This window comes from Streptomyces sp. (genome assembly GCF_031178505.1).
GTDB classification, from domain to species: Bacteria; Actinomycetota; Actinomycetes; order Streptomycetales; family Streptomycetaceae; genus Streptomyces; species Streptomyces gulbargensis.
This window is the reverse complement of the sequence record NZ_JAPSIW010000171.1, coordinates 1-10,799: the sequence shown is the minus strand read 5'-3', so window position 1 is coordinate 10,799 and position 10,799 is coordinate 1. Positions and strand designations below refer to the sequence as shown.

9 protein-coding genes and 1 pseudogene are annotated in these 10,799 nt (G+C 72.4%); 5 read left to right on the top strand and 5 right to left on the bottom strand.

What is annotated here, in order from left to right; translation table 11 throughout:
• Nucleotides 1–172 (bottom strand): annotated as a pseudogene (locus RIF68_RS14320) (mandelate racemase/muconate lactonizing enzyme family protein); the annotation flags it as partial.
• A 200-nt stretch (nt 173–372) separates the two neighbouring features.
• Here RIF68_RS14320 and RIF68_RS14315 point away from each other — a divergent pair.
• Nucleotides 373–1,143 carry an IclR family transcriptional regulator gene (locus tag RIF68_RS14315; protein WP_309051617.1) on the top strand — a complete coding sequence of 257 codons (771 nt, stop codon included), beginning with the start codon at nt 373–375 and terminating at the stop codon, nt 1,141–1,143.
• A gap of 27 nt (nt 1,144–1,170) precedes the next feature.
• Here the strand turns inward: RIF68_RS14315 and RIF68_RS14310 are convergent, their stop codons facing one another.
• Together RIF68_RS14310 and RIF68_RS14305 are read right to left on the bottom strand one after the other, a co-directional pair.
• Nucleotides 1,171–2,751 carry an arabinogalactan endo-1,4-beta-galactosidase gene (locus tag RIF68_RS14310; RefSeq protein WP_309051616.1) on the bottom strand — a complete coding sequence of 527 codons (1,581 nt, stop codon included), beginning with the start codon at nt 2,749–2,751 and terminating at the stop codon, nt 1,171–1,173.
• A gap of 209 nt (nt 2,752–2,960) precedes the next feature.
• Nucleotides 2,961–4,988, bottom strand: a complete 2,028-nt coding sequence (locus RIF68_RS14305) for a beta-galactosidase (protein WP_309051615.1) — start codon at nt 4,986–4,988, stop codon at nt 2,961–2,963.
• A 209-nt stretch (nt 4,989–5,197) separates the two neighbouring features.
• On the opposite strand from RIF68_RS14305, the gene RIF68_RS14300 reads away from it, so the two are divergent.
• Genes RIF68_RS14300 through RIF68_RS14285 form a run of 4 tightly spaced genes read left to right on the top strand, consistent with a single transcriptional unit; the run spans nt 5,198 to nt 9,433 of the window.
• A complete protein-coding gene (locus RIF68_RS14300; protein ID WP_309051614.1) occupies nt 5,198–6,514 on the top strand; it encodes an extracellular solute-binding protein in 1,317 nt (438 codons plus the stop codon).
• The gene (locus RIF68_RS14295; RefSeq protein ID WP_309051613.1) at nt 6,511–7,443 is read left to right on the top strand and encodes a sugar ABC transporter permease; all 933 of its coding nucleotides are present in this window, start codon (nt 6,511–6,513) and stop codon (nt 7,441–7,443) included. The genes RIF68_RS14300 and RIF68_RS14295 overlap by 4 nt, the downstream gene beginning before the upstream one ends.
• Complete coding sequence (locus tag RIF68_RS14290; protein ID WP_309051612.1) at nt 7,440–8,378, top strand: carbohydrate ABC transporter permease; 939 nt, start codon at nt 7,440–7,442, stop codon at nt 8,376–8,378. Before RIF68_RS14295 ends, RIF68_RS14290 begins: the two co-directional genes overlap by 4 nt.
• 29 nt (nt 8,379–8,407) lie before the next feature.
• Nucleotides 8,408–9,433 carry a LacI family DNA-binding transcriptional regulator gene (locus tag RIF68_RS14285; protein WP_309051611.1) on the top strand — a complete coding sequence of 342 codons (1,026 nt, stop codon included), beginning with the start codon at nt 8,408–8,410 and terminating at the stop codon, nt 9,431–9,433.
• A gap of 25 nt (nt 9,434–9,458) precedes the next feature.
• Here the strand turns inward: RIF68_RS14285 and RIF68_RS14280 are convergent, their stop codons facing one another.
• Nucleotides 9,459–10,106: an LUD domain-containing protein gene (locus RIF68_RS14280; protein ID WP_309051610.1), complete on the bottom strand. Its 648-nt coding sequence runs from the start codon at nt 10,104–10,106 to the stop codon at nt 9,459–9,461.
• The coding region (locus tag RIF68_RS14275; protein WP_309051609.1) for a lactate utilisation protein LutB domain-containing protein at nt 10,103–10,799 on the bottom strand (697 nt) is incomplete at its 5' end. The genes RIF68_RS14275 and RIF68_RS14280, both read right to left, overlap by 4 nt.

The following is a 10,799-nucleotide window of genomic DNA, read 5'->3' as shown; positions in this document are numbered from 1 at the left end:
CCGCGATGTGGTTGACCTCCGCCTCCCGCAGGTAACCGAGCAGGGCGTCGGTGTGCCCCAGCATCCGGGTCTCCCCGACGCCCGTCAGCCCCTCGTCGGTGTGGACCTGGACGTACGTCAGATTGCGCCACGGCGTGCCGACGACATGAGTGGTGATTCCCGTGATGCGCACGGCGGTTGCTCCTTGGGACGTCGGAATGGATGAGGGAAGGACCGGCCGGCCGGCTGCCGGCCCGGTGCAGCGGCGTGACCGTGAGCTGCGGCCCGCCCGGCGCCGGGCGTTGCCCCTCACCCCGGCGCACGGCTAGTCTCTGTTCGCGATTTCGATCGCAGTATGGAATACCGAACGGTGCGAGGGTGAGGTGGGGGGCCATGGGACGACTCGTTCCCGCGGTGACCAGGGCGTTCGACATACTGGAACTGTTCCTCCACGGGGACGGGACGCTCTCCGCCCCGGAGATCACCCGCCGCCTCCAGCTGCCGCGCACCACCACCCACGAACTGGTCTCCACCCTGGTCGCCCGCAACTACCTGGTGTCCGTGCCCGACCAGCCCGGCCGCTACCGCCTCGGCGTGCGCACCTACCAGCTCGGCAGTCGCTACGCCGAGGAGCTCGACCTCGCGGCCGAGGGACGGCAGGTCGCCCAGGAGGTGGCCGAGACCTGCGGCGAGACGGTGCACGTGGCGCTCCTGGAGGACATGGACGTCATCTACATCGCCAAGGTGGACTCCACCCATGCCGTACGGATGGTCTCCGCCGCGGGACGCCGCCTCCCCGCCCACTGCACGGCGGTCGGAAAGATGCTGCTCGCCACCCTTCCCGAGGCCGAGCTCGAAGCCCGCCTCGACGGGCGCGAGCTGACGGCGATGACCCCGAACAGCCTCACCGACCCGGACGCGCTGCGCGCCGCGCTCGCCGAGATCAGGATCCTCGGTGTCGCCGTCGAGCAGCGGGAGTCCAACCCGGACGTGAGCTGCGTCGCCGCGCCGGTACGCGACCGGGCCGGCCGGGTGGTCGCCGCCCTCTCCATCTCCGTCCCCGTCCACCGCTGGCACGAGGAGCGCGAGAACGAACTGACCGCCCTGGCCGTGCGCGGCGCCGGCGACCTCTCGGCGCGCCTGGGCTTCCGCGCCCCGCGCTAGAACGGGCCCGGTCCGCTGCGGCGGAGGTCAGCGGTGGGCGAACCAGGAGGCCGCCGGCAGCAGCCTGCTGTCGTAGTCGAACAGGGCCTGGTTCTCCCAGCCGTTGCCCGAAGCCGGGTCGGCCGGGTCCCAGCCGTTGCCCGCGACGGCGGTCCAGGCCGGTTCCCAGTACACGACGCCCAGCCCACGGCCGTTCGGCACCGCCTCCACCACGTTCATCACGTCCCGCAGCCAGGCCGACTGACCGGCCGGGCTCGCCGGATAGCCGGGCACCAGTTCCGAGGGCCGGTCGATGATGTTCTCGTGCCCGTCCTCGCTGTCCAGACGGAACGGGTAGGCCGTCTCCACCACGAGGACCTTCTTGCCGTACCGGGCGGAGACGTCGTCCAGATTGGCCTGGAGCGCGGACAGGGCGCCGTGCCAGTAGCCGTAGAAGGACAGCGCGATCACGTCGTAGGGGACGCCCTGGGCGGCCGCGTTGTCGAACCAGTTCCGGTACAGGGCGTTGTCGCCGCCGTGCGCGAGGTGGAGCGCGATCTGCGTGGACGGCGAGACCGCCTTGGCGGCGGCGATGCCGGACTTCAGCAGACCGGCGAGCCGAGGCCAGTCGGCGGTCGAGCCCTCGGGCCACAGCATGCCGGTGTTGATCTCGTTGCCGATCTGCACCATGTCGGCGGGCGTGCCCTGCGCCTTCAGGGCGTTCAGGACGTCGTACGTGTGGTCGTACACGTCCGTCCTGAGCCGGTCGTACGCGTGCCCCTGCCAGGCGGCGGGCTTGGTCTGGGCGCCCGGGTCGGCCCAGATGTCGGAGTAGTGGAAGTCGACGAGGAGCTTCATGCCCTGGGCCTTGACGCGCTGGGCGGTGGCGAGGACACGGGCCTTGTCGTTGTAGCCGTCGGCGGGGTTCACCCACACCTTCAGGCGGCCGTAGTTGGCGCCCGCGCCCTTGAGGAGGGCGACGGGGTCGCCGGTCGTCCCGGCGGCGTTCCTGTAGGTGCCGCCGAGGTCCTCGCTCTTCTTCAGGGCCGAGAGGTCCACGCCCTTCACGCTGAGCCCGGTCGAGCCGGAGGTGAAGGTGAGGTCGTCCACGTTGAGCCAGTTGCCCGCGTTGGCATCGGAGTTGACGCTGATCGTGCAGCCGCCGCCGACCACCTTGACGGAGGTCACGATCCGTATCCACGAGCTGGTCGTGACCGGCAGGTCGGTGCGCTGCTCCGCCGAGCCGCAGTTGCGCAGCGCGAGGTAGGCCGCCTTCTGGCCGCCGCCGGAGCGCACCCAGGCGCTGAGCGTGTAGGTGCCGTCGGTGAGCCCGGAGAGGTACTGGTAGGTCTCGACCTTGTACGCCGATGAGGACCAGTGCGAGAGGCGGTGGCCGCCGCTGCGGCCGCCCGCCTCGGTGAAGGAGGCGGCGTTCTGGCCGGCGGCGGAGTAGGTGGACCAGCCGGAGGGGGTGGCCGTGCCGGTGCCGCCGGCCTCGAAGCCGCCGTTGGTGAGGGTGCTCGCGGCGGCGGCCTGCTGCGTGGGCAGCGGACCGGCGAGGAGGGCGGTGCCCAGGGCGCCGGCGAGCGCCGCGGCCCGCAGGCGGAAGCGGCTCTTGGTGAGGTGCATCGTCGATGTCCCTTCGACGGTGAAGGTGGGGGAAGTGGTGGTGCGGTGGTTCCTTACGGTGGTGCTCGTGTGCTGGTGGCGCCTGTGTTGCTGGTGATTCCCTTGGTGTGTCAGTGGTGCTCGTGGTGCGGTGGTGCGGCTCACCCGGGGGCGGCGCGGCGACGCGGCCGCCCCCGGGGAGATCAGGGGGAGCGGGGCGTGGGCGGGCGTCAGCCGTCGAGGCGCACGACGCGCACGGCTCCGGCCGGAACGGTGAGCTCGCCACTCACCGGCGCCCCGCCGAGCAGCTCCGTACCGGTGCCGGTTCCGTCCAGCGGCACCGCCGCGTCCTCGGGGGAGTGGTTGAGCGCGAAGAGGTAGTGGCCCCCGGGACCGGCGCGGCGCACGACCTCCACGTCGCGCGGCAGGCCCGGACGGCCGGGCACCCCGGCGTCCTCGCAGGCGGCCGCCATGATCGCGTCCAGCGAGGCCGCGTCGAGCCGGGTGGACACGTACCAGGCGGTGCCGCGCCCGAGCCGGTGCCGGGTCACGGCCGGCCGGCCGGCGGCGGGCCCGTCCGCGTACGACCACACGGTCTCCGCGCCGCGCGGCACGACGAACTCGGTCCACACGTCACCGGTGAGCGAGGCGCCGCCGGGACCGGTGATCCGGACGCGCTGGTCGTCCAGGAGCGGGGACCACTCCTCCACGGTGAGGCCGAGGACCTCGCGCAGGGCGCCCGGGTAGGCGCCCGGGTGCACGGCGTCGTGCTCGTCGACGATCCCGGAGAAGTACGAGACGACGAGCGTGCCGCCGTTCTCCACGTAGGCGCGGAGGTTGGCCCCCGCGGCCTCCGTCGTCAGGTAGAGCGCGGGCACGACGACCAGCGGGTAGGCCGACAGGTCGGACTCCGGGTGGGCGAAGTCGACGGTGAGGTGCCGGTCGTACAGCGTCTCGTAGAAGCTGTCGGCCCGCTCGCGGGCGTCGTGGGCCTCGCTCGGCCGCCATTCGAGACCCTGCGCCCACCAGGAGTGCCAGTCCCAGAGCATGGCGACGTCCGGGACGGTGCGGGTGCCGCGCACCTCGGCGAGCGCGTCGAGGCCGGCGCCGAGGGCGACGACCTCCCGCCAGATCCGGGTGTCGGTGCCGCCGTGCGGGACCATCGCCGAGTGGAACTTCTCGGCGCCGCGTTGGGACTGGCGCCACTGGAAGAACATCGCGCCCTCCGAGCCCCGGGCCACGTGGGCCAGGGAGTTGCGGGCCATCTCGCCGGGCCGCTTGGCCGGGTTGCGGGCCTGCCAGTTCACCCCCGACGTGGAGTGCTCCAGGAGCAGCCAGGGCGCGCCGCCCGCGACCGAGCGGGTGAGGTCGGCGGCCATGGCCAGGTTGACGTGGGTGCGGCGGCCGTCGGTGATCAGGTAGTGGTCGTTGGTGACGAGGTCGACCTCGCGGCCCCAGGTCCAGTAGTCGACGGAGTCGCACTGGCTGAGCGCGGTCATGAAGTTGGTGGTGACCGGGATGCCGGGCGCCAGGCCGCGCAGGATGTCGCGCTCCGTCCGGAAGTTCTCCAGCAGGGTCGCGTCGGCGAAGCGGCGGTAGTCGAGCCGCTGGGCCGGATTGCCGGCGGTCGGGGTGGCGCGCGGCGGGTCGATCTCCTCGTACGAGCCGTAGCGCTGGCCCCAGAAGGCGGTGCCCCAGGCCTCGTTGACGGCCTCGACGGAGCCGTACCTCCGGTCGAGCCAGCGGCGGAAGTGGGCGGCGCAGTTGTCGCAGTAGCAGGCGCTGACGGGCACGCCGTACTCGTTGTGGACGTGCCAGAGGGCGAGCGCCGGGTGGCCGCCGTAGCGGCGGGCCAGCTCGGTGGTGATGCCGGCGGCGGCCGCGCGGTAGGCGGGGGAGCTGTGGCAGATCGCCCCGCGTGAGCCGTGGGAGTACCGCACTCCCTCGGCGGTGACCGGCAGCGCCTCGGGGTGGAGGCGGTAGAACCAGGCGGGCGGGACGACCGTGGGGGTGCCGAGGTCGACGCGGACGCCGTTCTCGTGCAGCAGGTCGAGGAGCCGGTCGAGCCAGCCGAAGTCGTACCGGCCGCGCTCGGGTTCGAGGAGGGCCCAGGAGAAGATCCCGACGCTCACCATGGTGACGCCGGCCTCACGCATGAGCCGGACGTCCTCCTGCCAGACGCTTTCCGGCCACTGTTCGGGGTTGTAGTCCCCGCCGAACGCGAGCCGGTGCAGGCCCTTGGGAGTGGTCTGCGGCATGAGTCTCTCCTGAAACCTCGGACGGGCTGAAGAGTTCCCGCACATGGGAACGTGCACACACCAGGTCTCGATGTGGCAACGCAACATAACCGCACAGGAACAACCATTGACAAGTGTCTGGAACGTTTCTCTACTGTGAACGCTCACAGACGCATGGTCGGCCTCTCCGTCCGAAGGAGAGGCCCCTTTCGGTCAGGGAGAACCCACCCATGCCCCACATCACGCGCCGCGCTCTCGCCGCCGCCACCGCCGTCCTCCTCGGCGCCACCGCGCTCACCGCCTGCGGCTCCGGTTCCGGCGGCGGGGAAGGCGCCGGAACCGGCCCGGTCGAACTCACCTACTGGGCCTGGGCGCCCGGCATGGACAAGGTCGCCGCCCTCTGGAACGCCGAACACCCCGACATCCGCGTCACGGTGCAGAAGCAGGCCTCCGGCGACGACCTGGTCACCAAGATCATCACCGCGGCCAAGGCCCACGAGGGCCCCGACCTGGTCCAGGCCGAGTACCAGGCCCTCCCGACCCTCGTGAGCAACGACGCCCTCGCCGACATAGCGAAGGAGACCCGGGGCGTCGAGGACAAGTTCGCCCCCGGCGTCTGGCAGCAGACCACCTTCGGCGGCGAGGCCGTCTACGCCCTGCCGCAGGACTCCGGGCCGATGATGTTCTTCTACCGTGCCGACCTCTTCCGGCAGTACGGCCTGACCGTACCCACCACCTGGGACGAGTTCGCCGCCACCGCCCGCGCCCTGAAGGAGAAGGCCCCCGACAAGGCTCTGACCACCTTCTCCGCCAACGACGCCGGCCTCTTCGCCGGACTCGCCCAGCAGGCCGGCGCCCGGTGGTGGACCTTCGAGGGCGACACGTGGAAGGTCGGCGTCGACGACGCCGCCACCCGGAAGGTCGCCGACTTCTGGGGCGGCCTCGTCGCCGAGGGCGCCATCGACAACCAGCCCATGTACACCCCCGCCTGGAACAAGGCCCTCAACACCGGCGAGCAGATCGCCTGGGTCTCCGCCGTCTGGGCCCCGGGCACCCTGACCACCGCCGCCCCCGCCACCAAGGGCAAGTGGGCCATGGCACCCCTCCCGCAGTGGACCCGCGGCGCCTCCGCCACCGGCAGCTGGGGCGGCTCCTCCACCGCCGTCACCTCCGACTCCCAGCACAAGGAGGCCGCCGCCAAGTTCGCCGTCTGGCTGAACACCGACCCCAAGGCGCTCGCCGCCCTCGTCAAGGAGAGCGGCATCTACCCCGCCGCCACCGCCGCCCAGACCAGCGGCGCCCTCGCCCAGGCCCCCGACTTCTTCAGCAACCAGCCGGACTTCTACACCCGCGCCGCCGAGATCGCGAAGACCACCGCCCCGGCCGCCTGGGGCCCGAACGTGAACGTCGCCTACACCTCCTTCAAGGACGAGTTCGGCAAGGCCGCCAAGGCCCGGACGCGGGCCGCCTTCGGCACCGCCCTCACCAGCGTCCGGAACACCACCGTCGCCGATCTGCGCAAGCAGGGCTTCGAGGTCGCCCCGTGACGCAGCCCGCCCGGGGCGTGCGCCGGTCGTACGGGGTCAAGGCGGCCCCGTACGGCTTCCTCCTTCCCGCCGCCGTCCTCTTCGTCCTCTTCTTCGCCCTGCCCATCGGCTACGCGATCCGCCTCAGCTTCCACAAGATCGAGATCAAGGGGCTCGGTCTCGGCAAGGGCGCCAAGTCGGAGGTCTTCGCCGGCCTGGAGAACTACACCTCCGCCCTCACCGACCCCGAGTTCACCGCCGGCGCCCTGCGCGTCCTCGGCTACGGCGCCCTCGTCGTCCCCGTCATGCTCGGCCTCGCCCTGCTCTTCGCGCTCCTGCTCGACTCCGAGCGCGTCCGGGCCCGCTCCTTCGCCCGGCTCGCGATCTTCCTCCCGTACGCCGTCCCCGGCGTCATCGCCGCCGTCCTCTGGGGCTTCCTCTACCTCCCGGACGTCAGCCCCTTCCACTTCCTCCTGGACCGGCTCGGCCTTCCGCGGCCCGACCTGATGGACGGCGGCCCCCTCTACCTCGCCATGGCCAACATCGCCGTCTGGGGCGGCACCGGCTTCAACATGATCGTCATCTACACGGCGCTGCGCTCCCTGCCCGCCGAGATCTACGAGGCGGCCAAGCTGGACGGGTGCTCCGAGTTCCAGATCGCCCTGCGCGTCAAGATCCCGATGGTGGCGCCGTCCCTGGTGCTCACCTTCTTCTTCTCGGTCATCGCCACCCTCCAGGTCTTCAACGAACCCACCACGCTCCGGCCGCTCACCAACGGCATCCCCTCCACCTGGAGTCCACTGATGAAGGTCTACAACGACGCCTTCACCGGCGGGAACATCCACGCCGCCTCCGCCACCGCCGTGATCCTCGCCCTCGCCACCTTCGTGCTCTCCTTCGCCCTCCTCCGCGCCTCCAACCGCCGCACCGCACAAGGAGCCGGCCGATGACCGGGCTCACCTCCCCCGCCCCGCGCACGACGGCCCCCGCCGCCGGCCCCACCCCCGGCGCCGCCCAGGGCCCGCCCCCCGCCGCCGACGCGGGCACCCGAGGCCCCCGCCGCACCGCGCTGCTCCCCACCGCGGCCCTCGTCCTCGGCGCCCTCTACTGCCTGCTGCCCGTCGCCTGGGTCCTCGTCGCCGCCACCAAACCGGGCGACGCGCTCTTCTCCACCTTCACCTTCCTGCCCGGCACCGGCCTCGGCGACAACGTCACCGACCTCACCGCCTACCGCGACGGCATCTACTGGCGCTGGATGCTCAACTCCGTGCTGTACGCGGGCCTGGGCGCCGTCCTGTCCACCGCCGTCTCCGCGCTCGCCGGCTACGCCCTCGCCGTCTACCGCTTCCCCGGCCGCGAAGCCTTCTTCAACGTCATGCTCACCGGCGTCCTCATGCCGCCGGTCATCCTCGCCATCCCGCAGTACCTGCTGCTGGCCGAGGCCGGCCTCACCGGCACCTACGCCTCGGTGCTGCTGCCGCTGATCCTCTCCCCGTACGGCGTCTACCTCGGCCGCGTCTACGCCGAGGCCGCCATCCCCATGGAACTCGTCGAGGCGGGCCGCATGGACGGCGCCGGCGAGTGGCGGATCTTCCTGAGGATCGCCCTCCCCATGCTCTCCCCGGGCCTGGTGACGATCTTCCTCTTCCAGTTCGTCGCCATCTGGAACAACTTCCTGCTGCCCTTCATCATGCTCGGCGACGACGAGAAGTTCCCCATGACCGTCGGCCTGTTCACCCTCCTCAAGCAGGGCGCCTCCCAGCCCGCCCTCTACACCCTGGTCATCACCGGCGCGCTCCTGGCCATCGCCCCGCTCATCGCCCTCTTCCTCGTCATCCAGCGCTTCTGGAGCCTCGACCTGCTCTCCGGCGCCGTAAAGTCCTGAACACAGGGGATCGAGGGGAACCACACAGCATGAACACAGCAGCGAGCAGGCGCCGCCCGGCGACCATCCACGACGTGGCCCGCGAGGCGGGCGTCTCGCGCGGCACCGTCTCCCGTGTCCTCAACGGCGGCCACTACGTCAGCCCCACCGCCAAGGCCGCCGTCGAAGCCGCCATCCGCAGGACCGGGTACGTGGTCAACCGGCACGCGCGCTCCCTCATCACCGGCCGGTCCGACTCGGTCGCCTTCCTCCTGACCGAACCGCAGGAGCGCTTCTTCGAGGACCCCAACTTCAACGTCCTCCTGCGCGCCTGCACCCAGGCCCTCGCCGACCGCGACATCCCGCTCATCCTCATGATCGCGGGCACCGAGGACGAACGCCGGCGCAACCTCCGCTACATCGAGGCCGGCCACGTCGACGGCGTCCTCCTCGTCTCCAGCCACTCCGGGGACCCCGTCGTCACCCGCCTCCACGAGGCCGGCGTCCCCGTCGTCGCCTGCGGCAAGCCGCTCGGGCAGACCGCCCGCATCGGCTACGTCGCGGCCGACGACCGCGGGGGCGCCCGTGACATGGTGCGTCACCTGTACGCCTCCGGGCGGCGCCGGATCGCCACCGTCGGAGGCCCCCTCGACACCCCCGGCGGGGTCGAGCGCCTCGCCGGCTACCGGGAGACCCTCGACGAGTGCGGCCTGCCGGCCGACGAGACGCTGATCGCCACCGGCGACTACAGCAGGGCCAGCGGCGAGGAGGCCGCCCGCGTCCTCCTGGAACGCGCCCCCGACATCGACGCCGTCTTCGTCGCCTCCGACCTGATGGCCCAGGGCGTCCTCGACACCCTGGCCCGCGCCGGCCGCCGGGTCCCCGAGGACATCGCCGTCGGCGGCTTCGACGACTCCCCGGCGGCGCTCTCCTCCCGGCCCGCCCTGACCACGATCCGCCAGCCGTGGGACCGGATCAGCGCCGAGATGGTCCGCACGCTCCTCGCCCGGATCGCCGGCGAGGAGCCCTCGGCGGTCATCCTGCCGACCGCACTCGTCCGGCGGGAATCGGCCTGACCCGGTCCGGACGGATCCCCGCCCCTCAGCCCTCCGTCACCAGGACCACCTCCAGCGTCCGGGGGCCGTGCACCCCTTCCACCCGGTCCAGTTCGATGTCGCTCGTCGCGGACGGGCCCGAGATCCAGGTCAGCGGGCGCGCCGGGTCGAGCCGGGGCAGGGCGAGCGGCACGGAGGCCACCACCTGCTCCGGCGCCCGCACCACGCACAGGTGGAGGTCGGGCACCAGCGTGAGGGCCCGACGGCCCTGCCCCGGACCGCCGTCCAGGACGATCGTGCCGGTCTCGGCGACGGCCAGGGCGCATCCCGTCACCACCGCGTCCGTGGCGTCCAGTTCCGCCGGTGCGAGCGGCGGCGGTCCGTCCGTCCGCAGCTGTGCCGCCGTCCGCGCGAGCCAGGCGGCGGGCAGGCCGGGCGGTACGGCGACACTGCGGGCGCCGCGCTCGGCGAGGACCCGCCCGATCAGCTCCGCGAGCCCCCCGGGCCCGGTGCGGTGCACCCGGGCGCGGTAGTCGGCCAGATTCTCGTGCAGCAGGTCGAGCGTCGCCGCCGGATCGGCGGCGGTGTGGCTCGTACGGTAGTCGCGGACGGCCGGCGGGGCCTCCGGCGAGCCGGCGACGGCGGCCCTCACCCGGGCGAGGATCCGCTCGCGTGAGGAGGACGGGGACGTCATGCGCGGTTCTTCCTCCACCAGTCGCGGAACGGTTCGGCGGGCAGTTCGGGCAGGTCCCGGTGCTCGGTCCAGCGGCCGACTCCCGGCCCGGGCAGCTTCTTCGGCAGCACGGCGCGGCTCGCGGACGCCAGCCGTTCGCCCGCCGCGAGCGCCGCGGGACGGTCGAGCAGCCAGGACGCGGCCCGGACCGCCGCCTTCTCCAGGCGGTGCCCCTTCCCGCCCTCCTCCGCCACCCGCTGCCGCAGGTGGACCAGGATCCCGGGGATGTCGATGGCGACCGGGCACACGTCGTAGCAGGCGCCGCAGAGCGAGGAGGCGTACGGCAGCGAGGCGTCGAGCGCGCTCGCGGTACCGCGCAGCTGCGGCGTCAGGACGGCGCCGATCGGGCCCGGGTAGACCGAGCCGTACGCGTGCCCGCCGGCCCGCTCGTACACCGGGCACACGTTGAGACAGGCCGAACAGCGGATGCAGCGCAGCGCCTGCCGCCCCACCTCGTCGGCGAGCGCGGCGGTGCGCCCGTTGTCGAGCAGCACCAGATGGAAGGCGCGCGGCCCGTCGCCGTCCGCGGTCCCCGTCCACATGCTCGTGTACGGGTTCATGCGCTCAGCCGTCGAGGAACGCGGCAGGGTCTGCAGGAACACCTCCAGGTCCCGCCAGGTCGGCACCACCTTCTCGATGCCGACCACGGAGATC

Bases quoted from the DNA above. Each gene is read 5' to 3' on its own strand.
- RIF68_RS14290 (WP_309051612.1), top strand. From the start codon at position 7,440: ATGACCGGGCTCACCTCCCCCGCCCCGCGCACGACGGCCCCCGCCGCC.
- RIF68_RS14315 (WP_309051617.1), top strand. From the start codon at position 373: ATGGGACGACTCGTTCCCGCGGTGACCAGGGCGTTCGACATACTGGAA.
- RIF68_RS14285 (WP_309051611.1), top strand. From the start codon at position 8,408: ATGAACACAGCAGCGAGCAGGCGCCGCCCGGCGACCATCCACGACGTG.
- RIF68_RS14300 (WP_309051614.1), top strand. From the start codon at position 5,198: ATGCCCCACATCACGCGCCGCGCTCTCGCCGCCGCCACCGCCGTCCTC.
- RIF68_RS14310 (WP_309051616.1), bottom strand. From the start codon at position 2,751: ATGCACCTCACCAAGAGCCGCTTCCGCCTGCGGGCCGCGGCGCTCGCC.
- RIF68_RS14305 (WP_309051615.1), bottom strand. From the start codon at position 4,988: ATGCCGCAGACCACTCCCAAGGGCCTGCACCGGCTCGCGTTCGGCGGG.
- RIF68_RS14280 (WP_309051610.1), bottom strand. From the start codon at position 10,106: ATGACGTCCCCGTCCTCCTCACGCGAGCGGATCCTCGCCCGGGTGAGG.